The 19,503-nt window shown below is 60.7% G+C and carries 32 protein-coding genes and 1 tRNA gene; 28 read left to right on the top strand and 5 right to left on the bottom strand.

Annotated features, from left to right (window positions below; translation table 11 throughout):
- Positions 1–6 precede the first annotated feature (6 nt).
- The 5 genes from DXY30_RS03340 to DXY30_RS03320 all read right to left on the bottom strand — a co-directional run bounded on the left by DXY30_RS03340 (position 7) and on the right by DXY30_RS03320 (position 4,051).
- Positions 7–756 (bottom strand): HAD family hydrolase, encoded by a 750-nt coding sequence (locus DXY30_RS03340; protein ID WP_115093369.1) that lies wholly within the window; start codon positions 754–756, stop codon positions 7–9.
- A gap of 9 nt (positions 757–765) precedes the next feature.
- Positions 766–837: transfer RNA gene (locus DXY30_RS03335), tRNA-Gln, on the bottom strand.
- Between the two features lie 103 nt (positions 838–940).
- Positions 941–2,569 (bottom strand): AAA family ATPase, encoded by a 1,629-nt coding sequence (locus tag DXY30_RS03330; RefSeq protein WP_115093368.1) that lies wholly within the window; start codon positions 2,567–2,569, stop codon positions 941–943.
- A gap of 22 nt (positions 2,570–2,591) precedes the next feature.
- On the bottom strand, positions 2,592–3,623 hold the full coding sequence (locus DXY30_RS03325; RefSeq protein WP_115093367.1) for an LdpA C-terminal domain-containing domain: 1,032 nt from the start codon (positions 3,621–3,623) through the stop codon (positions 2,592–2,594).
- Positions 3,590–4,051 carry an NAD(P)H-quinone oxidoreductase subunit N gene (locus DXY30_RS03320; protein ID WP_115022813.1) on the bottom strand — a complete coding sequence of 154 codons (462 nt, stop codon included), beginning with the start codon at positions 4,049–4,051 and terminating at the stop codon, positions 3,590–3,592. Before DXY30_RS03320 ends, DXY30_RS03325 begins: the two co-directional genes overlap by 34 nt.
- A gap of 380 nt (positions 4,052–4,431) precedes the next feature.
- Here DXY30_RS03320 and rplC point away from each other — a divergent pair, with 380 nt between their 5' ends.
- The 28 genes from rplC (at position 4,432) to rpsI (ending at position 19,495) form a co-directional block, all read left to right on the top strand.
- Positions 4,432–5,088 carry a 50S ribosomal protein L3 gene (rplC, locus tag DXY30_RS03315; RefSeq protein ID WP_115022811.1) on the top strand — a complete coding sequence of 219 codons (657 nt, stop codon included), beginning with the start codon at positions 4,432–4,434 and terminating at the stop codon, positions 5,086–5,088.
- Positions 5,088–5,723: a 50S ribosomal protein L4 gene (rplD, locus tag DXY30_RS03310; protein ID WP_115022810.1), complete on the top strand. Its 636-nt coding sequence runs from the start codon at positions 5,088–5,090 to the stop codon at positions 5,721–5,723. The genes rplC and rplD overlap by 1 nt, the downstream gene beginning before the upstream one ends.
- Positions 5,716–6,018 carry a 50S ribosomal protein L23 gene (locus DXY30_RS03305; protein ID WP_115022808.1) on the top strand — a complete coding sequence of 101 codons (303 nt, stop codon included), beginning with the start codon at positions 5,716–5,718 and terminating at the stop codon, positions 6,016–6,018. The genes rplD and DXY30_RS03305 overlap by 8 nt, the downstream gene beginning before the upstream one ends.
- 15 nt (positions 6,019–6,033) lie before the next feature.
- Positions 6,034–6,897 (top strand): 50S ribosomal protein L2, encoded by an 864-nt coding sequence (gene rplB / locus DXY30_RS03300; RefSeq protein ID WP_115022806.1) that lies wholly within the window; start codon positions 6,034–6,036, stop codon positions 6,895–6,897.
- A gap of 35 nt (positions 6,898–6,932) precedes the next feature.
- Positions 6,933–7,208, top strand: coding sequence for a 30S ribosomal protein S19 (rpsS, locus tag DXY30_RS03295; RefSeq protein WP_006849645.1), 276 nt, complete (start codon positions 6,933–6,935; stop codon positions 7,206–7,208).
- Between the two features lie 3 nt (positions 7,209–7,211).
- Positions 7,212–7,577: a 50S ribosomal protein L22 gene (rplV, locus tag DXY30_RS03290; RefSeq protein WP_115022804.1), complete on the top strand. Its 366-nt coding sequence runs from the start codon at positions 7,212–7,214 to the stop codon at positions 7,575–7,577.
- 20 nt (positions 7,578–7,597) lie between these two features.
- On the top strand, positions 7,598–8,326 hold the full coding sequence (rpsC, locus tag DXY30_RS03285) for a 30S ribosomal protein S3 (protein WP_115022801.1): 729 nt from the start codon (positions 7,598–7,600) through the stop codon (positions 8,324–8,326).
- Between the two features lie 16 nt (positions 8,327–8,342).
- Positions 8,343–8,819: a 50S ribosomal protein L16 gene (gene rplP, locus DXY30_RS03280; protein WP_115022799.1), complete on the top strand. Its 477-nt coding sequence runs from the start codon at positions 8,343–8,345 to the stop codon at positions 8,817–8,819.
- A gap of 2 nt (positions 8,820–8,821) precedes the next feature.
- A complete protein-coding gene (gene rpmC / locus DXY30_RS03275; protein ID WP_038551201.1) occupies positions 8,822–9,031 on the top strand; it encodes a 50S ribosomal protein L29 in 210 nt (69 codons plus the stop codon).
- 16 nt (positions 9,032–9,047) lie between these two features.
- A complete protein-coding gene (rpsQ, locus tag DXY30_RS03270) occupies positions 9,048–9,344 on the top strand; it encodes a 30S ribosomal protein S17 (RefSeq protein WP_115022797.1) in 297 nt (98 codons plus the stop codon).
- A complete protein-coding gene (gene rplN / locus DXY30_RS03265) occupies positions 9,341–9,706 on the top strand; it encodes a 50S ribosomal protein L14 (RefSeq protein ID WP_115022795.1) in 366 nt (121 codons plus the stop codon). The genes rpsQ and rplN overlap by 4 nt, the downstream gene beginning before the upstream one ends.
- A 2-nt stretch (positions 9,707–9,708) precedes the next feature.
- Entirely contained in the window at positions 9,709–10,065 is a 357-nt protein-coding gene (gene rplX, locus DXY30_RS03260; protein WP_115022793.1) for a 50S ribosomal protein L24, read from the top strand.
- A gap of 40 nt (positions 10,066–10,105) precedes the next feature.
- The gene (gene rplE, locus DXY30_RS03255; protein ID WP_115022791.1) at positions 10,106–10,645 is read left to right on the top strand and encodes a 50S ribosomal protein L5; all 540 of its coding nucleotides are present in this window, start codon (positions 10,106–10,108) and stop codon (positions 10,643–10,645) included.
- A gap of 19 nt (positions 10,646–10,664) precedes the next feature.
- Positions 10,665–11,066, top strand: coding sequence for a 30S ribosomal protein S8 (gene rpsH / locus DXY30_RS03250; RefSeq protein ID WP_006850769.1), 402 nt, complete (start codon positions 10,665–10,667; stop codon positions 11,064–11,066).
- Between the two features lie 14 nt (positions 11,067–11,080).
- Positions 11,081–11,620 (top strand): 50S ribosomal protein L6, encoded by a 540-nt coding sequence (rplF, locus tag DXY30_RS03245; RefSeq protein WP_115093366.1) that lies wholly within the window; start codon positions 11,081–11,083, stop codon positions 11,618–11,620.
- A 33-nt stretch (positions 11,621–11,653) separates the two neighbouring features.
- A complete protein-coding gene (rplR, locus tag DXY30_RS03240; RefSeq protein WP_115022787.1) occupies positions 11,654–12,022 on the top strand; it encodes a 50S ribosomal protein L18 in 369 nt (122 codons plus the stop codon).
- Between the two features lie 14 nt (positions 12,023–12,036).
- Complete coding sequence (gene rpsE / locus DXY30_RS03235; RefSeq protein WP_011363379.1) at positions 12,037–12,681, top strand: 30S ribosomal protein S5; 645 nt, start codon at positions 12,037–12,039, stop codon at positions 12,679–12,681.
- A gap of 6 nt (positions 12,682–12,687) precedes the next feature.
- Positions 12,688–13,143 carry a 50S ribosomal protein L15 gene (gene rplO / locus DXY30_RS03230; RefSeq protein ID WP_115093365.1) on the top strand — a complete coding sequence of 152 codons (456 nt, stop codon included), beginning with the start codon at positions 12,688–12,690 and terminating at the stop codon, positions 13,141–13,143.
- Positions 13,144–13,247: 104 nt separating this feature from the next.
- Positions 13,248–14,567 (top strand): preprotein translocase subunit SecY, encoded by a 1,320-nt coding sequence (gene secY, locus DXY30_RS03225; protein WP_115093364.1) that lies wholly within the window; start codon positions 13,248–13,250, stop codon positions 14,565–14,567.
- A 52-nt stretch (positions 14,568–14,619) separates the two neighbouring features.
- The gene (locus tag DXY30_RS03220; protein WP_115093363.1) at positions 14,620–15,171 is read left to right on the top strand and encodes an adenylate kinase; all 552 of its coding nucleotides are present in this window, start codon (positions 14,620–14,622) and stop codon (positions 15,169–15,171) included.
- A gap of 46 nt (positions 15,172–15,217) precedes the next feature.
- Entirely contained in the window at positions 15,218–15,331 is a 114-nt protein-coding gene (rpmJ, locus tag DXY30_RS03215) for a 50S ribosomal protein L36 (protein WP_006850859.1), read from the top strand.
- Positions 15,332–15,400: 69 nt separating this feature from the next.
- On the top strand, positions 15,401–15,766 hold the full coding sequence (gene rpsM, locus DXY30_RS03210) for a 30S ribosomal protein S13 (protein ID WP_115093362.1): 366 nt from the start codon (positions 15,401–15,403) through the stop codon (positions 15,764–15,766).
- A 35-nt stretch (positions 15,767–15,801) separates the two neighbouring features.
- On the top strand, positions 15,802–16,194 hold the full coding sequence (gene rpsK / locus DXY30_RS03205; protein WP_006850182.1) for a 30S ribosomal protein S11: 393 nt from the start codon (positions 15,802–15,804) through the stop codon (positions 16,192–16,194).
- Between the two features lie 47 nt (positions 16,195–16,241).
- Complete coding sequence (locus tag DXY30_RS03200; protein ID WP_115022776.1) at positions 16,242–17,180, top strand: DNA-directed RNA polymerase subunit alpha; 939 nt, start codon at positions 16,242–16,244, stop codon at positions 17,178–17,180.
- Between the two features lie 49 nt (positions 17,181–17,229).
- Entirely contained in the window at positions 17,230–17,580 is a 351-nt protein-coding gene (gene rplQ / locus DXY30_RS03195; protein WP_006851925.1) for a 50S ribosomal protein L17, read from the top strand.
- A gap of 25 nt (positions 17,581–17,605) precedes the next feature.
- Entirely contained in the window at positions 17,606–18,487 is an 882-nt protein-coding gene (gene truA / locus DXY30_RS03190; protein ID WP_115093361.1) for a tRNA pseudouridine(38-40) synthase TruA, read from the top strand.
- A gap of 157 nt (positions 18,488–18,644) precedes the next feature.
- A complete protein-coding gene (gene rplM / locus DXY30_RS03185; RefSeq protein ID WP_115022773.1) occupies positions 18,645–19,097 on the top strand; it encodes a 50S ribosomal protein L13 in 453 nt (150 codons plus the stop codon).
- Positions 19,094–19,495, top strand: a complete 402-nt coding sequence (rpsI, locus tag DXY30_RS03180; protein ID WP_115022771.1) for a 30S ribosomal protein S9 — start codon at positions 19,094–19,096, stop codon at positions 19,493–19,495. Before rplM ends, rpsI begins: the two co-directional genes overlap by 4 nt.
- The last annotated feature ends 8 nt before the right edge of the window (positions 19,496–19,503 follow it).

Raw genomic sequence — 19,503 nt, 5'->3', positions numbered from 1 at the left:
AGCGAATCAGGGCCATTGCGCCAGGGGGGCCCGGAAACGATCCGGATGGAGCAACGCAATCCCGGGAGGAAGATTGCTCTGATCCTGGGGGCGAAGATAGCCCCAACTCACCAGGAAGCAGGGCAGTCGTTCCAACCCTGGCGTGGACCGCACAGCCTCCAGCGTCGCCCGACGGTCTTCAACGAAGCCACACAACGTTCGCTGCTGCTGAAGCTGAAGCAGAACCTGGGGCTTTGCTCCAGCTTCGCGACCGTCCAAACGCCAGGGATGCAGACCAAGACTGTTCAGCAGCTCAGCGGTAAAGGCCTGGGTCTTGGTGGTCAGGACAGCCCAGTCCACGCCCTCAGCCTCAAGCTGGCGGAGCCTTGCCACCAACCCTGGGAAGGGCCGATGCAATGCCAACCAAGCGGGGCGGTTCTGCCGAACAGATTCATCACGGGACGCATCCAGGGCGGCTTGCAGCTGCTCCGGCTCCCATCCGTGACGCTGTAAAGCGAGCGCCTGGGCTTCGTCGTAGGACTGCATCCAAACCTGAGGGTCCAGAACAGGCAGCTCAGCGGCCAGCAACACCATCTCCCAACCGTGATGCACCCATGGGCGCAGCCGACGGAACGCATCAGGCACCCGGTCGGGAGTCAATCCTGTCGGAGAGGCGTCAAGGCGAAGACACGCATGCCAAGCACTCCACCAGTACTCGGCCATGCCATCGACGATGACCCCGTCGAAATCGAACACCAGCAAGGGTCGATGGTTCATGGACAAAAACTGGGCCGCTAGGATTCGAACCTAGGAATGGCGAGACCAAAACCCGCTGCCTTACCGCTTGGCGACGGCCCACTGAACCGGAAAAGACCACAACCTGTGGCTCACCGGAGCACTAATAGTTACTCATAGCAGCCAACCCTTCGTCAATCCACCGAGCGAATCAAGCGAAGGGCAATCAGGGAGGGAAGACCCGCAAACGCGACTGTTCGGCTTGACCGAAAACATCACTACGCAGTTGGTAACGACTGACAAGATCCGCCTGCATGCGAAGCACGCGTTCCGTTCGCGGCAACAATTCCACAGGCCTGCCTTGCGGCATCACCACTTGTTCCACTGCAAGCCGGCATTCCTCAAGAGCAGCAAATTCATCGTCCTTTGACGCCCGATCGGGAGCGATGGCATCCGCAGCCGTTTCACTTGCCCGACGACTCAAGAGGCGAGCCATGGCACGGGTCACCTGGGGCAGGGTGTCGGACTTGATCACCAGGATTGGAATCCCAAGATCCCTAGCCTGACGCCTCAGAGACGGTTGACGACTGAGTCCCAGCCGAATGCTCAACACAACATCCGCCTCACTTAAATCGTCCACCACCCGCGCAGTCCAGCCGTGAGAACGAATGGTTTCGTCCACAAGCCGGGGGGTGATCCCACAACAGAGAACCTGCAAAACGTCGGTGTTCTCAGGAGGGGCAGGAGGAGAAGCTTCTGCTGCACTGGTCTGAGGCACAGACACAGGAACAGAGACAGGCCGTCCAGCTGACGGTCGAGGAGAAGGAGGGGTTAGCAAACCCGACGACTGCGGGGGATCAACAAGCTGAACACCACCCTCAGCAGTCAGCTCGCGCTCCTGAACTCTGGGCTGCAGGCCCCTGAGCAACTGGTCCACCGTGGCAGCAACGTCGGTATGCACGGCCCAGCGGTGACGACTGTGCATTTCAACCGCAACCGGAAAAGTTGGGTCAGCCGCGCGCTCGAGCACCGTCTTCTGACTGCGCCGCCGCCGGGCCTCCTCATCCCCGAGGGTGACCGCCTGAATTCCACCCACCAGATCACTGAGGGTGGGGTTCTTGATCAGGTTTGCCAGGGCATTGCCATGAGCTGTGGCGACCAGCACCACGCCACGCTCAGCAATGGTGCGAGCCGCCTGCGCCTCCAGCTCGGTGCCGATCTCATCGATCACGATGACTTCAGGCATGTGGTTTTCCACCGCCTCGATCATGGTTTGGTGCTGCAGTTCAGGCCTGGCCACCTGCATGCGGCGGGCCCTGCCAATCGCGGGATGCGGGATGTCGCCATCACCGGCGATCTCATTGCTCGTGTCAATCACCACAACGCGCCGCTCCAACTCATCAGCGAGCACCCGGGCGATCTCCCGCAATGCCGTTGTCTTGCCGACACCCGGGCGCCCCATCAACAGCAGGGACTGCCCTCCATCCAAAAGATCCCGCACCATGGCAACGGTGCCGAAAACGGCACGCCCCACACGGCAGGTCAGACCAACCACCTCACCCTGGCGGTTGCGGATCGCGCTGATCCGGTGAAGGGTCCTTTCAATGCCTGCCCGGTTATCGCCTCCGAACTGACCAATCCTGGCCACCACCGCCACAAGGTCCTCCCGAGACAAGGGCGTGGAGCCCAGTGCCAAGGCACGACCTGGATAACGCGCTTCCGGGAGTCGACCGAGATCGAGCACCACCTCAAGCAACTGCTGTCGAGCCTCCTCCGCCCGCAACTGCTCCTGCACGGCATCCGGCAGAAGTTCGAGAAGGCGATCCAGATCGTCGGTGACCCGTTGCGTGCCCATGGGAACTGCGCGTTTCAGCCTTCTAGCAAGAGCGGCGCAGCCATGGAGTAACCAATGGACGCGCAAGGGAGAGGGCAAGCTCCCAACCCTCGGGCCATTGCCACAGAGCAGATCCACGGGTTTGAGCCTCATTGAGCACGGGCATCAGCAAGCGACGCGCCACACCACCAAAGGCAATGCCGGCCGGCCGCTCCCTCGAATGCAAGAGATCCACCGTTGCGGCATTGGTTCCACCGGCAAGCTGCAGCGGACCAGGTGGTGCCAGAAGACGCATGGCACGCCAGAGCTGAACCGCAGCCCGCGCTGTTCCAGCTCCCACATCACCACTCATCGGCCGCCCATCCAATTGCCAGAGGGGCCTGTAACCGGCTTGCCGCAAACAGGAATGGCGATGCCACAGCAACCGAGCCAACTGATCAGCATTCACGCCATGCCCCTCCAACCCGCAGCTCACGGCCAAGCGCTGCAAGGGAACGTTGTGCTGCTGAAGGCTTTGGATCAGCATCGTGGAGCCCTCCTCATGCCCAGACCCCGTGTGAATCTCCACTGCATCGGGCTGAATGGATTTCAGCAGCGTGATCACCTGCTCTGGAGCCAGTCGATGGTCGCGTTCCTCGATTAGCCCATGGGGGCAGGCCGGCAAGCAGCGACCGCAGCCATAGCAGCGCTGCTGGTCGATCCCAGCACCGGGCGGAATTGCTGCGGCGGGGCAAATCCTTTCGCAAGGACGCGGACAGTCCGCGGGACAGCGGTCGGCGTCGAACCAAGCCTTGCGGAAGTGAGCATCCATGCCATCGCTGAGGCTGACCATGAGCCAGGGACGATGGCCCGTGTGGGCTTCAGCCCAGTCGAGGCCACGACGGGCTGCAAGCGCAACCGCTGGATCGGCAGCCACATCAATGCAATGAACACCGACAGCCGCAAAAACAGCGGTCAAATCGGCAATGGCAGGCAAATCCTGATTGCTGGCCCCACAGATGAGCTTGACCCAGCGGCCCTGATCGAGGGCTTCGTCAGGTGTCAGGCGTTCAAATGTGTGGTCATCGGTTCCCACTTCAGGCTTCGGGCACCACCCATCTCCACGATGATGCGTAAACGGGGTTCGCGCTTGCAGAGGTCGCAAAGCGAGAGAAGTTCCGAACGCGACAGCACCTGACCCTCAAGAAGCCAGAGAGCCACAGGGGCATCACCCTCAAACAGGTCTCCGAGCTGGGGAGCCACCTCCTGCACTTCTCCCACAGCAGCACCACGACCCACGCTTTGATGACCGAGATGGGGAGGACGGATGCCGTGCTTCTGGGTGAGGAACACCTCCGGATCACCGAGTCCGCGAGCTGATGTCATGCGGGTGCGGTATCCAGCGCCTCGCAAACGGCGCAGCAAGCGCGTTTCTGCACCACCCTCGAGCGGGGCCTGAACAGCCAGGCAGCCATTGGCTTCGAGATCGCGGCGAAATGCCTGACCGGTGAGAAGCAGAGGCATGGCATCTACAGGGATTGGGGTGATTCTGGCAGCAGGCAGAGGGATCAGTGGAGCTGCAAGGGCGGTGGTGTAGGTTCGTTGTTTGTTCTGTGTTTCTGTGCCCGTCCGCTAGCCGGGCCTCCAGTCGACAGAACAGATTCGACGATTGCGTCGGATCTCTAGGCCAGTACGGAGGCTTTCTTCGGAAATCCCCGTCGGGAAACTGCAACAGCACACCGTGCAGATGCAAGTCCCAGCCTCGCTGCATCGTTCGCTAGCCCATTCGAATCCACTCCCTCGGGAGTTCAGCTTCGAACCACGTCTGCGTCCAATCGATCAGCACCTGACCCCATGCGGATCTCCGCCTGGTGGTTGTCCACGCTGGCGCTTCCTCCCCACCCATGTCCATCGGCATTCTCGGGAAGAAGCTGGGTATGTCCCAGTTCTTCGACGAGCAGGGCAGAGCTGTTCCGGTCACCTTGATCGAAGCCGGCCCCTGCCGCATCACCCAACTCAAAAACAACGACACTGACGGTTATTCCGCAGTGCAGATCGGCTTTGGCGAATCCCGCGAAAAGCTGATCAACAAACCCGCCCAGGGTCACCTGACCAAATCCGGTGAGGGTCTTCTTCGTCATCTGCGCGAATACCGCATCGACAGCGTTGAAGGGCTCGAACTAGGTGGATCCATCACCGTCGGCGATTTCGAAGCCGGTCAGAAAGTGGACGTCAGCGGTGACACCGTGGGCCGAGGCTTCGCTGGCTACCAAAAGCGCCACGGTTTCAGCCGGGGTCCGATGACCCACGGCTCCAAGAACCACCGCGAACCGGGTTCAACCGGTGCCGGTACAACCCCGGGCCGCATCTACCCCGGCAAGCGGATGGCCGGTCGCTACGGCGGCAAGAAAATCACCACCCGCGGTCTGACCATCCTCAAGGTGGACAGCGAGCACAATTTGCTGGTGGTGAAGGGATCCGTGCCCGGCAAACCCGGTGCGCTGCTCAACATCCGCCCGGCCGTGCGCGTGGGCGCCAAGCCCGCCAAAGGAGGTAAGTGATGGCCAGTTGTGTCGTTCGTGATTGGCAGGGCAAGGAAGCCGGCAAGGCAACCCTGGACCTGAAGGTGGCCAAGGAGACCACCGCGGTTGATCTCATGCACCGGGCTGTTCTGCGTCAGCAGGCCCATGCACGCCAAGGAACCGCCAGCACCCTCACCCGTTCAGAAGTACGTGGTGGCGGTCGCAAGCCTTACAAGCAGAAAGGAACTGGACGAGCCCGCCAGGGATCCATCCGGACTCCCCTGAAACCAGGCGGCGGCATCATCTTCGGACCCAAGCCCCGCACGTACAACCTTGCGATGAACCGCAAGGAGCGTCGTCTGGCCCTGCGCACAGCGCTGATGGCCCGCATTGACGATGTGACTGTCGTGAAGGACTTTGCTGCTTCGCTGGAAGCCCCCAAAACCCGTGAGATCACGGATGCTTTGGGACGCCTCGGTGTCGCTGCCGGTTCCAAGGTGCTCATCGTTCTGACGAACCCCTCCGATGTTGTTCGCCGCTCCGTGCGCAACCTGGAGAAAGTCAAGTTGATCTCCGCGGATCAGCTGAACGTCTTCGACCTGCTCCATGCCAATGCTTTGGTGCTGGGCGAGGAAGCTCTCGCAACCATCCAGGAGGTCTACGGCGATGACTGAACGTTTCCAAGGCCGCCTGGCGGATGTGATCCGCCGTCCCTTGATTACCGAGAAGGCCACACGAGCCCTCGAAATCAACCAGTACACCTTCGAGGTCGACCACCGCGCCGCAAAACCCGACATCAAGGCCGCCGTTGAGCAGCTCTTCGATGTGAAGGTCACCGGCATCAGCACCATGAATCCCCCTCGACGCTCGCGTCGGATGGGGCGCTTCGCTGGCAAACGTGCCCAAGTGAAGAAAGCCGTGGTGCGCCTTGCGGAGGGCAACTCGATCCAACTCTTCCCTGAGTCCTGAGGGGTCTGAATCGTCATGGCAATCCGTAATTTCCGCCCCTACACCCCCGGTACCCGCACCCGGGTGGTCACTGATTTCAGTGAGATCACCAGCCGCAAACCGGAGCGGACCCTGGTGGTGGCTAAACACCGCCGCAAGGGCCGCAACAACCGCGGTGTGATCACCTGCCGCCACCGCGGTGGCGGTCACAAACGCCTCTACCGCGTGGTGGATTTCCGTCGCAATAAGCACGGTGTCTCCGCCAAAGTTGCGGCAATCCACTACGACCCGCACCGCAACGCACGCCTGGCATTGCTCTTCTATGCCGATGGCGAGAAGCGCTACATCCTGGCTCCCGCAGGAGTGCAGGTCGGCCAGACCGTGGTCTCCGGCCCTGATGTCCCGATTGAAAACGGCAACGCCATGCCGCTTTCAGCGGTGCCTCTTGGTTCCAGCGTCCACTGCGTCGAGCTCTACGCCGGCCGCGGCGGCCAGATGGTCCGTACCGCTGGTGCCAGCGCCCAGGTGATGGCGAAGGAAGGCGACTACGTCGCTCTCAAACTTCCCTCCACCGAAGTTCGGCTGGTGCGCCGCGAGTGCTACGCCACCCTCGGCGAGGTCGGCAACTCCGAGATGCGCAACACCAGCCTGGGCAAGGCTGGTCGTCGCCGCTGGTTGGGTCGTCGTCCTCAGGTTCGAGGCAGTGTGATGAACCCCTGCGATCACCCCCACGGTGGTGGTGAGGGTCGTGCACCAATCGGCCGTTCCGGTCCGGTGACTCCCTGGGGCAAACCCGCCCTCGGTCTCAAGACCCGCAAGCGGAACAAACCCAGCAACCAATACGTGCTCCGGAAGCGTCGCAAGACCTCCAAGCGGAGCCGTGGCGGACGCGATTCCTGATGCAAACCATCACTTTGCCGCTTGCTTAAACCGTTATGGGACGTTCACTCAAAAAAGGTCCGTTTATTGCCGACAGCCTGCTTCGCAAGGTTGAAAAGCAGAACGACAACGACGACAAGTCCGTGATCAAGACCTGGTCACGGGCCTCCACGATCCTGCCGATGATGATTGGCCACACGATCGCGGTACACAACGGCCGAACCCACGTGCCGGTGTTCATCACCGAGCAAATGGTCGGTCACAAGCTGGGGGAGTTTGCTCCCACCCGCACCTTCAAGGGCCACATCAGAGACAAGAAAGGAGGCCGCTAATCCATGACATCGTCTACCCCAACGGCACCTATTGCCCAAGCTCACGGACGCTTCATCCGAGGTTCCGTTTCGAAGGTGCGCCGTGTGCTTGACCAGATCCGTGGCCGCACTTACCGCGACGCACTGATCATGCTCGAGTTCATGCCTTACCGCTCCACCGGACCCATCACCAAGGTGCTCCGGTCTGCAGTGGCCAACGCTGAGCACAATCTCGGTCTCGACCCCTCATCTCTGGTGATCGCGAGCGCAAGCGCTGACATGGGCCCCTCCATGAAGCGCTATCGCCCCCGCGCCCAGGGCCGGGCCTTCCAGATCAAGAAACAGACCTGCCACATCAGCATTGCTGTGGCGGCTCAGACCGATTCCTGACCCCCGAGGACTCTGACCCAATGGGACACAAAATCCACCCAACCGGTCTGCGCCTGGGGATCACCCAGGAACACCGGTCACGCTGGTACGCCTCCAGCAAGAGTTATCCGGCCCTCCTTCAAGAGGACGATCGGATTCGCAAGTTCATCCACAAGAAGTACGGCTCGGCAGGCATCAGCGATGTGCTGATCGCCCGCAAGGCCGATCAATTGGAAGTTGAACTCAAGACCGCACGCCCCGGTGTGCTGGTCGGCCGTCAAGGCAGCGGTATCGAAGAACTTCGCTCCGGCATTCAGAAGACCGTCGGCGACTCCAGTCGTCAGGTGCGGATCAATGTTGTCGAGGTCGAACGCGTCGACGGTGATGCCTTCCTCTTGGCCGAGTACATCGCCCAGCAGCTGGAAAAGCGTGTGGCCTTCCGCCGCACCATCCGCATGGCTGTGCAGCGCGCCCAGCGTGCCGGTGTACTGGGTCTCAAGATCCAGGTCTCCGGTCGCCTGAACGGTGCTGAGATTGCTCGGACGGAGTGGACCCGTGAGGGTCGAGTTCCCCTGCACACCCTGCGTGCCGACATCGACTACGCCACCAAAGTGGCTAGTACGACCTACGGCGTGCTTGGCATCAAGGTGTGGGTGTTCAAGGGCGAGGTGCTGAGCGAACAGGCTCAGCCCATGCCGGTGGGTGCCGCCCCCCGGCGCCGGGCCAGCCGTCGGCCCCAACAGTTCGAAGACCGCTCCAACGAGGGTTGAACAGGAGGCCTGAACCATGCTGAGTCCAAAACGCGTCAAATTCCGTAAGCAGCAGCGAGGCCGCATGCGCGGCGTCGCCACCCGGGGCAACACCATTGCCTTCGGACAGTTCGCGCTGCAGGCACAGGAATGTGGCTGGATCACCTCGCGCCAGATCGAGGCCAGCCGTCGTGCCATGACCCGTTACGTCAAACGTGGCGGAAAAATCTGGATCCGGATCTTCCCCGACAAGCCAGTCACCATGCGCGCTGCCGAAACCCGGATGGGTTCCGGTAAGGGCAACCCAGAATTCTGGGTGGCGGTGATCAAGCCCGGCCGGATCTTGTTTGAGATGGGCGGTGATGAAATCACCCCCGAAATCGCCAAGGAAGCCATGCGCCTCGCGCAATACAAGCTTCCCGTGAAGACCAAGTTCATCCAGCTGGATGAGCAGGAGAAGCCAGCTGGTGCCAAGGCCCCGGCAGCTTCTGAAGCCGTCACCGTGGAGTCCTGACCATGGCCCGTCCCAACGCCGCAGATGTGCGCAGCCTCTCCGATTCGGACATCACCGAACAGATCGACGGCCTGCGCCGCGAACTGTTCCAACTCCGTTTCCAGCAGGCCACGCGCCAGCTCGCCAACACGCACCGTTTCAAAGAGGTCCGCATCAAGCTGGCCCAGCTGCTGACGGTGCAGTCGGAGCGCCAGCGCTCCACCGCCTCCTGATCCCCCCTCCGTAACCATGGCAGTCAAGGAAAGGGTCGGCACCGTCGTCAGCGACAAGATGGAGAAAACGGTGGTGGTCGCGGTGGAAAGCCGCTTCCCTCACCCCATCTATCAAAAGACGGTCAGCCGTACCACCCGTTACAAGGCTCACGACGAAGACAACACCTGTCGCGTCGGAGACCGCGTTCGTATCACTGAAACCCGTCCCATGAGCCGCCAAAAGCGGTGGGCCATTGCCGAGGTTCTCAGCCACAGCCCAAAGGCTGCAGCTGAGGAAGCCAGCAAGGCTGAAGCTCAGGAGGTGAAGCAGTGATCCAGCAGGAGTCCTATCTCACCGTTGCCGACAACAGTGGCGCCAAGCGCATCCAGTGCATTCGCGTCCTCGGCACCAACCGTCGCTATGCCCACGTGGGCGACGTGATCGTTGCCGCGGTAAAGGATGCCGCCCCCAACATGGGCGTCAAGAAATCCGACGTCGTCAAGGCTGTTGTGGTGCGCACCAAAGCCACCATGCGCCGTGAAACCGGCAACTCAATCCGGTTTGACGACAACGCCGCCGTGCTCATCAACGACGACAAGAACCCAAAAGGCACCCGCGTCTTCGGACCGGTGGCCCGTGAGCTGCGCGAGCGCAGCTTCACCAAAATCGTGTCCCTCGCTCCGGAGGTGATCTGACCATGGCGACTGCAACCACCAAGGCCAAGGCCACCGAGCGCATCAAAATGCGCATCCGCAAGGGTGACACCGTCCAGGTGATCGCCGGCAAGGACAAGGGCAAGACCGGTGCCGTTCTGCGCACCCTGCCCAACGAGAACCGTGTCGTCGTGGAAGGGGTGAACATGCGCACCCGCCACGAAAAGCCCACCCAGGAGGGCGAGACCGGCCGCATCGTGACCGAGGAAGCATCCCTGCATGCCTCCAACGTGATGCTTTATTCCACCGCCAAAAAGGTGGCAAGCCGCGTTGAAATCGTCGTCGAGAAGGACGGCACCAAAAAGCGCCGGCTGAAGAAAACCGGTGAAGTCCTCGACTGATCCCGACTTCTGACCACGTCCAGAAGCACCCCAACCCGTTATGTCACTCAAGAAGCGCTACAGGGAGACCATTCAGCCCAAGCTGAAGAAGGATCTCTCCCTCAATAACATCCATGAAGTCCCCAAGGTGGTGAAAGTCACCGTGAACCGGGGTCTCGGCGAAGCCGCCGCCAACGCCAAGTCCCTCGAGGCTTCGGTCAATGAGCTGGCGCAGATCACCGGCCAGAAGGTCCTGGTGACCCGTGCAAAGAAGGCCATCGCCGGCTTCAAGATTCGGCAGGGCATGCCGATCGGCTGTGCCGTCACCCTCCGTGGTGATCGGATGTACGCCTTCCTCGAACGCCTGATCAACCTGGCGCTGCCTCGCATCCGCGACTTCCGCGGGGTCAGCCCCAAGAGTTTCGATGGGCGCGGCAACTACACCCTTGGGGTGCGCGAACAGATCATTTTCCCTGAGATCTCCTTCGACAAGATCGATGCAATCCGGGGCATGGACATCACCATCGTGACCACCGCCCGTTCGGACGAAGAGGGCCGGGCCCTCCTCCGCGAGATGGGAATGCCGTTCCAGAGCAACTGAGCCCTCCCCGTCGACACCTATGGCCAACCACGACCCCATTTCCGACATGCTCACCCGCATTCGCAATGCGAGTGAGAAACGTCACGAAACCACCAAGATCCCCGCTTCGCGGATGACTCGCAGCATCGCCAAGGTGCTGCAGCAGGAGGGCTTCATCTCCGAGATCAGCGAGCAGGGTGAAGGCGTTCGCACCGAACTGGTGCTCGCCCTCAAGTACAGCGGCAAGCACAGGCTGCCCACCATCCGCTCGATGCAGCGGGTCAGCAAGCCCGGTCTCCGCATCTACAAAAACACTCGCGGCCTGCCCAAAGTCCTCGGAGGACTGGGCGTGGCGATCATCTCCACCTCCAAGGGTGTGATGAGCGACCGCGACGCCCGCCGTGAGGGCGTCGGTGGCGAAGTGCTCTGTTACGTCTACTGATCCGGAGCTGAACCATGTCACGAATCGGCAAAAACCCCGTTCCCATCCCTGAGAAGGTCACGGTTTCCCTCGACGGACTCACCGTCAAGGTGAAAGGACCCAAGGGTGAACTGGAACGCACCCTTCCTGATGGCGTCAGCGTCAGTCAGGACAACGACTCCATCGTGGTCTCCCCCACGAGCACCAAGCGCATCTCCCGAGAGCGCCACGGCCTGAGCCGAACCCTGGTCGCCAACATGATCGAAGGGGTCAGCAACGGCTACAGCAAAGCTTTGGAGATCGTCGGCGTGGGCTCCCGTGCCCAGGTCAAAGGCAAAACCCTCGTGGTAAGTGCTGGCTACAGCCACCCCGTGGAGCTGGAGGCCCCTGAAGGCATCACCTTCAAGGTTGAAAACAACACCAAGGTGATCGTCTCCGGCATCGACAAGGAGCTGGTGGGCAACGAAGCCGCGAAGGTCCGCGCCGTCCGTCCCCCCGAGCCCTACAAGGGCAAGGGCATCAAGTACGAGGGCGAGCACATCCTGCGCAAGGCGGGCAAGTCCGGCAAGAAATAAGCCTTGTCCTGACGTTCCTTCCTTTCACCCACCATGTCCAAACTTTCCCGCAAACAACAAACGCAGAAACGCCACCGGCGTCTGCGCCGCCACATCACTGGCACCCCAGACCGTCCGCGGCTGGCAGTGTTCCGTTCCAACAATCACATCTACGCCCAAGTCATCGACGACGCGGCCCAGAGCACTCTCTGCTCTGCGTCCACCGTCGACAAAGAGCTGCGTACCGGTCTCAAGGCTCCTGCTGGTAGCTGCGACGCCTCCGTCGCCGTCGGCGAACTGGTGGCCAAGCGAGCCATCGCCAAAGGCATCCAGCAGGTGGTGTTCGACCGTGGCGGCAATCTGTACCACGGCCGGATTAAAGCCCTTGCCGACGCCGCCCGGGAAGCGGGCCTTCAGTTCTGATTCCTGCTTAACCCATGACAGATTCCTCCCCCCAATCCAATCCCAATGCCGTACCGGGTGCGGCCGACGTTCCAGCGGCAGCCGAAGGGCAGCAGCAACAGGAACAACGCCGTGGTCGTGGCGACCGTGATGGTCGTCGTGGAGACCGTCGCGGCGGGCGCCGCGGCCAAGAGCGCGACTCCGAATGGCAGGAGCGTGTGGTGCAAATCCGCCGCGTCTCCAAGACCGTGAAAGGCGGCAAAAAGATGAGCTTCCGCGCCATCGTCGTCGTCGGCAACGAAAAAGGCCAAGTCGGCGTTGGTGTCGGCAAAGCTGGTGATGTGATCGGCGCCGTGCGCAAGGGTGTGGCCGACGGCAAAAAGCACCTCGTCAAAGTGCCATTGACCCGTCACAACTCCATCCCGACCCTCTCCAACGGTCGCGATGGTGCAGCAAGCGTGCTCATTCGCCCTGCAGCCCCTGGTACTGGTGTGATCGCCGGCGGATCCATCCGCACGGTGCTCGAACTCGCCGGCATCAAAAATGTCTTGGCCAAGCGCCTGGGCAGCAAGACACCCCTGAACAATGCCCGGGCTGCCATGGTGGCCCTGTCGCTTCTCCGCACCCACAAGGAGACGGCCAAGGAACGGGGAATCTCCCTCGAGCAGATCTACTCCTGATTCGCGATGACTCTCCGACTCGATTCCCTCAAATCCAATAAGGGCGCTCGTCGCCGCAAACTGCGCAAAGGTCGCGGCATCGCCGCAGGTCAGGGTGCCAGCTGCGGCTTCGGTATGCGCGGTCAAAAGTCCCGCTCTGGCCGCCCCACTCGTCCAGGCTTCGAAGGTGGCCAGATGCCTCTGTACCGCCGGGTACCGAAGCTGAAGCACTTCCCCCTGGTGAATCCCAAGCACTTCACTGTGCTCAATGTCTCGGCATTGAACACAGTGAAGGAGGGCAGCACCGTCAACCTGGATTCCCTGGTCAAGGACGGCATTGTGACCAGCCCCAAGCATCCGCTGAAGATGCTCGGTAATGGCGAACTGACAGCCAAAAAGCTGACAGTTCAGGCCTCAGCGTTCACCGCCTCCGCCCGCACCAAGATCGAAGCTGCAGGCGGCACCTGCGAAACCCTCGACTAAACGGGGGCTCGTCCCCAAGTCAGCCCTAGGGTCTGAGCCGTCCGCTGGATTTCGATCCACGGGCGGCTTCTTGGCTTTTCGCCCAACTTCACTTTCCTCCAGACATGCTCGTCAGTCGGGGTCGCAACCCCAACGCCTCCGAAGTGATCAGCCAGCTGATCACCAACCCTGGGCTACGCAGTCGCGTGCTCACCACGCTCGGGCTGCTGCTGTTGGTGCGTCTTGGGATCTACATCCCGATGCCAGGAATTGATCGAGAAGCGTTCAAGCAGTTCATCGATCAGGGCGGACAACTGATCGGCTTCCTGGACATTTTCACTGGTGGTGGTATTTCCACCCTGGGCATCTTTGCCCTAGGGATCCTGCCATTCATCAATGCTTCGATCATCCTCCAACTGCTAACCGCAGCTTTGCCTCAGCTGGAGGATCTGCAGAAGAATGAAGGGGAGGCAGGTCGGAGAAAGATCGCCCAGATCACCCGTTATGTCGCCTTGGGCTGGGGTCTCGTCCAGAGCGTGGTCTTCGCAATGATCCTGCGCCAGTACGCCGTGGAAGGCCTGAGCGAAGTGGTCTTTGTCGTGCAGACAGCGCTTGCCTTGGTCACCGGGTCAATGGTGGTGATGTGGCTTAGTGAAGTCATCACAGAGCGGGGCATTGGCCAAGGCGCTTCCCTGGTGATTTTCCTGAACATCGTCGCAACACTGCCTCGCACGCTTGGTGCGACGATCGAAGCCGCTCAAACCGGTGACCGCGACACCGTTCTTGGCATCGTCGTTCTGGTGCTGGTGTTCCTGGCCACAATCGTCGGAATTATCTTCGTGCAGGAAGGAGCGCGCCGGATCCCCATCGTGAGTGCTAAGCGCCAGGTCGGTAGTGCTGGAGTTCTACCCACACGTCAGAGCTACCTGCCGCTCAAGCTGAACGCTGGCGGAGTGATGCCAATCATTTTCGCCTCGGCCCTGATTTTCCTTCCTGTCACCATCGCCAATCTGACCAAAAGCGAGTTGTTGATCCGCGCAGCCAGCGCCCTGAACCCGGGAGCCGCTAACCCCTGGCCCTATGCGCTCACATTTTTTGCGTTGATCCTGGGTTTCTCGTATTTCTACGCATCACTCACCGTTAATCCGGCTGACATTGCCACGAACCTGAAACGGGGGGGGGTCGCCATTCCAGGCGTTCGCCCCGGCAGCGCCACCGCCACGTATCTCTCAGGCGTCCAAAACCGTCTCACCTTGCTGGGTGGTCTGTTCCTCGGCGCCGTCGCGATCATTCCAGCTGGCGTCGAACGCGCCACCAATGTGCAGACCTTCCAAGGCCTTGGAGCCACGTCGTTGTTGATCCTGGTTGGTGTGGCCATCGACACGGCCAAGCAAGTCCAGACCTATGTGATTTCGCAGCGCTACGAAGGGCTCGTTCGCCAGTGAGCGCTGCTGAGCAGCGCACCTTCCGTTCTCTCAACCTCACGATTACGCAACCATGAAAAATCGCTTGCTCTTTCTTGGTCCTCCTGGAGCCGGCAAAGGCACCCAGGCAGCTCGGCTGTGCGATGCCAACAGCATGAAGCACCTGTCTACAGGTGATCTGCTGCGCTCCGAAGTCGCAGCAGGCAGCGAACTGGGCAAAGAAGCTGAAGCGGTGATGAACCGTGGCGAACTGGTCAGTGACGCCCTCGTGCTGGCCATCGTCGAAAGCCAAATGAAGGATCTAACCACAGACGGCTGGCTTCTCGATGGGTTTCCCCGCACGGTCCCCCAGGCTGAAGCGCTGGAACCACTTCTGGCCGAACTGAAGCAACCCATCCAAGCCGTGGTTCTGCTGGAGCTCGATGACGCTGTTTTGATTGAACGGCTGCTGTCGCGGGGTCGCGCCGACGACAACGAAGCTGTGATCCGCAACCGCCTGGAGGTGTACCGGGAGAAGACAGCACCTCTGATTCGCTTCTACAGCGATAAGGAGCTGCTGGTGTCCGTCCCCGCCCAGGGCTCTGTAGAGGAGATCACCAAGCGGATCGAATTAGTGCTTGGTTGACCCGCATGGTAACGTTGCCGTTTGGAAATTTGGAGAGCCACGCCTCATGAAGGTGCGCAGCTCAGTCAAGAAAATGTGTGACAAATGCCGGGTGATCCGTCGCCACGGCAAGGTCATGGTCATTTGCGCCAACCCCAAGCACAAACAGCGCCAGGGCTGATCCCCCGCTGTTCTGAACATCCTCGCCTCCAGGACCTCGGAGGCATCTGTCCTTTTCAATTGAACAACCGTGGCACGGATCGCCGGCGTTGACATTCCCCGCGACAAGCGGGTTGAAGTGTCCCTCACCTATATCTACGGAGTTGGTCTCACCCGCTCGCAGTCCATTCTGGCCAAAGCCGGTGTGAGCCCTGACATCCGGGTCAAAGATCTCGAGGACGGAGATCTTCAGAAGCTCAGGAATGCCATGGAGGAATACACCATTGAAGGTGACCTGCGCCGGCAGGAAGGCATGGCCTTGAAGCGCCTGCAGGACATTGGTTGCCTTCGTGGCCGTCGCCATCGCATGAGCCTTCCAGTTCGCGGACAGCGCACCCGCACCAACGCTCGGACCCGCCGCGGCGCGCGGAAAACTGTGGCCGGCAAGAAGAAGTAAGCCCTCAACGTCCTTAACCCTGACTGCATTCGGCCATGGCAAAAACCGTCAAAAAATCCGGGCCCAAGAAGGCCAAGCGCAACGTCCCCAACGGTGTTGCTCACATCCAGAGCACCTTTAACAACACCATCGTTTCGATCACCGACACTGCCGGTGAAGTGATTTCCTGGTCGTCCGCAGGTGCGAGTGGCTTCAAAGGTGCACGCAAAGGAACCCCTTTCGCTGCCCAAACAGCTGCCGAAGCAGCGGCTCGTCGTGCCCTTGATCAAGGGATGCGCCAAATCGAAGTTCTGGTGAGAGGTCCTGGATCAGGACGGGAGACCGCCATCCGCGCTCTTCAGGTTGCTGGTCTCGAAATCACGCTCATCCGTGACGTCACCCCTCTGCCTCATAACGGTTGCCGGCGGCCTAAGCGCCGCCGCGTCTGAACCGACCTGATTTACGTCCGGTTTCTCCACTTACCCCGATTCAGACAGTGCTGCAGTACCAGATTGATCGCATTGAGCATCAGGTATCCGAGGATCGCGCCCAATCGGGTGTGTTCCTGATTGGTCCGCTTGAACGTGGCCAGGCCACGACCTTGGGCAACGCGCTGCGTCGCGTGCTGATGGGTGGGCTTGAAGGCAGTGCCGTGACCGCGATTCGTATTGCAGGAGTCAATCACGAATACGCCACGGTTCCTGGTGTTCGTGAGGACGTGCTCGACATCCTGTTGAACTGCAAGGAGCTCACTGTCAACAGCCGCTCTGGCGAGCTCGAGATCGGCCGCCTCGTTGTGGCTGGTCCTGCCGAAGTCAAGGCCGGCGACCTTCAGTTTTCCTCCCAGGTCCAGGTGGTCGACACCGATCGTCCGATCGCGACTGTGGCCGATGGACACAGCCTTGAGCTGGAAGTTCATGTGGAACGCGGCGTCGGCTATCGCCCGGTTGATCGTTACAACGAAGAAACCAGTGCGATTGATCTGCTCCAGATCGATGCTGTGTTCATGCCCGTAACCCGGGTCAACTTCACCATCGACGAAACCGCCGTTGCCGAAGGCGGCTCAGCACGGGAGCGCCTTCGGATTGAGATCGTCACTGACGGTTCCATTACCCCTGACGACGCCCTGGCTCAATCAGCCAATCAACTGATCGAGCTGTTCCAGCCGCTGGCCACGGTCACTCTTGTTGAGGAAGTCCCTGCTGAGCCGGAGCCTTCGGCAGAAGCACAGATTCCGCTGGAAGAGTTGAACCTTTCGGTTCGTGCCTACAACTGCCTCAAGCGCGCTCAGGTCAACTCCGTGTCTGATCTGATGGGCTTCAGCTATGAGGATCTGCTCGAGATCAAGAACTTCGGTTCTAAATCCGCTGATGAAGTGATCGAAGCCCTCGAGCGCATCGGCATCTCCATCCCCCAGAGCCGCACCTCTGCATAACTGCAGCACGGCCTGAACGTCCTTTTTCGTCTTCGTCACCGACAGAACCATGCGTCATCAATGCCGAGTTCCTCAGCTGGGACGCCCAGCTGACCAGCGCAAGGCAATGCTGCGCGCCCTGACCACCCAGCTGATTCGGGAAGGTCGGGTCACCACCACCAAGGCACGGGCCAAGGCGCTTCGCGACGAAGCCGAGCGCATGATCACCCTGGCAAAGGACGGAAGCCTCGCCTCCCGCCGCAGGGCCATGGGATACATCTACGACAAGCAGCTTGTCCACGCTTTGTTCGACAAGGCCCCCAATCGCTACAGCGATCGCAAAGGTGGTTACACCCGTATCACGCGGACTGTTCCCCGTCGTGGTGATAACGCCGAAATGGCCATTATTGAACTGGTCTGATCACACCTCACGTCAGTCCTGACGTTTGAACCTCGAACCCTCGTCTGCAGGTCCTGAGTCACCGTCCCTTCAGAGGATTGCGCTCAGTCTTCAGTACGAGGGTTCTTCGTTTTGTGGATGGCAGCGTCAACGCAACGGTCGTAGCGTTCAGGCCGTGCTGGAGGACGCCATCGCACAGCTTGATCCGCATCGGCCTGTGCAGAGCTTCGCTGCAGGCCGAACTGACGCCGGTGTTCATGCTGCAGGCCAGGTCGTGCATTTCGACTGCAGTGGTCCGATCCCGGCTCGCAAATGGGCCCCCGCCTTGAACGGACGCCTCCCCAGCACGATTCGTGTGCGCGAATCCGTCGCCCGTCCGCTCGATTGGCATGCCTGTTATTCGGCCACATACCGGCGATACAGGTACACGATTTACAACGGACGACGTCCCAACTTGTTTCTCAGCCCCTGGAGCTGGCACCGCTACCAGCACAAACTGAATGCGTCCCGCATGCGGGATGCACTGAACACGATGCTTGGCATGCACGATTTCAGTGCCTTCATGAAGGCAGGCAGCCGTCGCGCCCATGCCCGAACAACGGTGCAGGAGGTTCTCGTGGAGCGTGATGGCGATCTTCTCCGGGTCGAAATTCAGGCCAGTGGTTTCCTGTACGGCATGGTGCGACTGTTGATGGCCCAGTTGGTGGCGGTCGGCGAACACCGTCTCAGCGTTACCGCCTTTGAGGATCGTTGGCGAGAGCGAAGACGCCACGAGGTGAAGGAGTCAGCGCCCGCATCCGGCCTCTGCCTGCTGCGTGCTGGCTATGCCGAGCCCGTCTTCACAAAAGCAGGCTGGTACGATTGTCAGCCGTGGTTTTTTCTGGCTGAGAGCGATCCACCTCCGGATCCACCCTCAACGCCGGGATAAACGGGCCTCTACTCGGAGTGCTGCCCAACTCGAAGGAGCTGGAGGGCTGAAGAGTAAGCTCGATCTTTGAGCCCCGTCAGGTCCAGCTCTGGACCGACCCCCTTTGCCCAGTTCCGCTGCAACAGGCGGGACATAACCGAACCGGCATGCCGGCGCGATGAACAAGACCTCTCTCCCCCCGATTGATTCGATCGACCGCCAGTGGTACGTGGTGGACGCTGAGAATCAGACCCTCGGCCGCCTGGCCACTGAGGTAGCCGCCGTGCTTCGCGGCAAGAACAACCCCAGCTTCACCCCCCATCTGGACACCGGTGATTTTGTCGTCGTTGTGAACGCCGAGAAAATCAAAGTCACCGGCAGAAAGCCCCAGCAAAAGCTGTACCGCCGTCACTCCGGACGCCCCGGGGGCATGAAGGTTGAAACCTTTGAAGCTCTGCAGGAACGGATCCCCGAGCGGATTGTGGAGAAGGCCATCAAAGGAATGCTTCCTCACAACGCTCTGGGCCGCCAGATGTTCCGCAAGCTCAAGGTCTACAAGGGCACCGAGCATCCCCATGCGGCTCAGAAGCCCCAGCCTCTCCAGCTCAACCCCTCCGCATCCGCCAAATGAGCAGCAACTCCGTCGTTTACTGGGGCACCGGTCGCCGTAAGACCTCAGTCGCCCGTGTACGCCTTGTTCCCGGCAATGGAACGATCACGATCAATGGTCGTCCCGGTGACAACTATCTGAACTACAACCCCTCGTACATCGCAGCGGTCAAAGCTCCCCTGGAGACCCTTGGTCTTACTAGCGAATACGACATTCTGGTGAATGTTCACGGCGGCGGACTCACAGGTCAGTCAGGCGCCATCAAGCAGGGTGCAGCCCGCGCCCTCTGTGAGCTTTCCGCTGACAACCGCAAGCCTCTCAAGACGGAAGGTCACCTGAGCCGCGACCCCCGTGCCAAGGAACGTCGCAAGTACGGTCTCAAGAAAGCCCGTAAGGCTCCTCAGTTCTCCAAGCGCTGATTTTTTAC

The organism is Synechococcus sp. UW106 (genome assembly GCF_900474015.1).
Lineage (GTDB): Bacteria > Cyanobacteriota > Cyanobacteriia > PCC-6307 > Cyanobiaceae > Parasynechococcus.
Note: the sequence above shows the minus strand (reverse complement) of the source record. Positions and strands in the feature narration are given on the sequence as shown.

Coding starts and splice junctions, on each gene's coding strand:
- DXY30_RS03340 (WP_115093369.1), bottom strand. CDS start 756: ATGAACCATCGACCCTTGCTGGTGTTCGATTTCGACGGGGTCATCGTC.
- DXY30_RS03330 (WP_115093368.1), bottom strand. CDS start 2,569: ATGGGCACGCAACGGGTCACCGACGATCTGGATCGCCTTCTCGAACTT.
- DXY30_RS03320 (WP_115022813.1), bottom strand. CDS start 4,051: ATGCCTCTGCTTCTCACCGGTCAGGCATTTCGCCGCGATCTCGAAGCC.
- rplC (WP_115022811.1), top strand. CDS start 4,432: ATGTCCATCGGCATTCTCGGGAAGAAGCTGGGTATGTCCCAGTTCTTC.
- rplD (WP_115022810.1), top strand. CDS start 5,088: ATGGCCAGTTGTGTCGTTCGTGATTGGCAGGGCAAGGAAGCCGGCAAG.
- DXY30_RS03305 (WP_115022808.1), top strand. CDS start 5,716: ATGACTGAACGTTTCCAAGGCCGCCTGGCGGATGTGATCCGCCGTCCC.
- rplB (WP_115022806.1), top strand. CDS start 6,034: ATGGCAATCCGTAATTTCCGCCCCTACACCCCCGGTACCCGCACCCGG.
- rpsS (WP_006849645.1), top strand. CDS start 6,933: ATGGGACGTTCACTCAAAAAAGGTCCGTTTATTGCCGACAGCCTGCTT.
- rplV (WP_115022804.1), top strand. CDS start 7,212: ATGACATCGTCTACCCCAACGGCACCTATTGCCCAAGCTCACGGACGC.
- rpsC (WP_115022801.1), top strand. CDS start 7,598: ATGGGACACAAAATCCACCCAACCGGTCTGCGCCTGGGGATCACCCAG.
- rplP (WP_115022799.1), top strand. CDS start 8,343: ATGCTGAGTCCAAAACGCGTCAAATTCCGTAAGCAGCAGCGAGGCCGC.
- rpmC (WP_038551201.1), top strand. CDS start 8,822: ATGGCCCGTCCCAACGCCGCAGATGTGCGCAGCCTCTCCGATTCGGAC.
- rpsQ (WP_115022797.1), top strand. CDS start 9,048: ATGGCAGTCAAGGAAAGGGTCGGCACCGTCGTCAGCGACAAGATGGAG.
- rplX (WP_115022793.1), top strand. CDS start 9,709: ATGGCGACTGCAACCACCAAGGCCAAGGCCACCGAGCGCATCAAAATG.
- rplE (WP_115022791.1), top strand. CDS start 10,106: ATGTCACTCAAGAAGCGCTACAGGGAGACCATTCAGCCCAAGCTGAAG.
- rpsH (WP_006850769.1), top strand. CDS start 10,665: ATGGCCAACCACGACCCCATTTCCGACATGCTCACCCGCATTCGCAAT.
- rplF (WP_115093366.1), top strand. CDS start 11,081: ATGTCACGAATCGGCAAAAACCCCGTTCCCATCCCTGAGAAGGTCACG.
- rplR (WP_115022787.1), top strand. CDS start 11,654: ATGTCCAAACTTTCCCGCAAACAACAAACGCAGAAACGCCACCGGCGT.
- rpsE (WP_011363379.1), top strand. CDS start 12,037: ATGACAGATTCCTCCCCCCAATCCAATCCCAATGCCGTACCGGGTGCG.
- rplO (WP_115093365.1), top strand. CDS start 12,688: ATGACTCTCCGACTCGATTCCCTCAAATCCAATAAGGGCGCTCGTCGC.
- secY (WP_115093364.1), top strand. CDS start 13,248: ATGCTCGTCAGTCGGGGTCGCAACCCCAACGCCTCCGAAGTGATCAGC.
- DXY30_RS03220 (WP_115093363.1), top strand. CDS start 14,620: ATGAAAAATCGCTTGCTCTTTCTTGGTCCTCCTGGAGCCGGCAAAGGC.
- rpmJ (WP_006850859.1), top strand. CDS start 15,218: ATGAAGGTGCGCAGCTCAGTCAAGAAAATGTGTGACAAATGCCGGGTG.
- rpsK (WP_006850182.1), top strand. CDS start 15,802: ATGGCAAAAACCGTCAAAAAATCCGGGCCCAAGAAGGCCAAGCGCAAC.
- rplQ (WP_006851925.1), top strand. CDS start 17,230: ATGCGTCATCAATGCCGAGTTCCTCAGCTGGGACGCCCAGCTGACCAG.
- rplM (WP_115022773.1), top strand. CDS start 18,645: ATGAACAAGACCTCTCTCCCCCCGATTGATTCGATCGACCGCCAGTGG.
- rpsI (WP_115022771.1), top strand. CDS start 19,094: ATGAGCAGCAACTCCGTCGTTTACTGGGGCACCGGTCGCCGTAAGACC.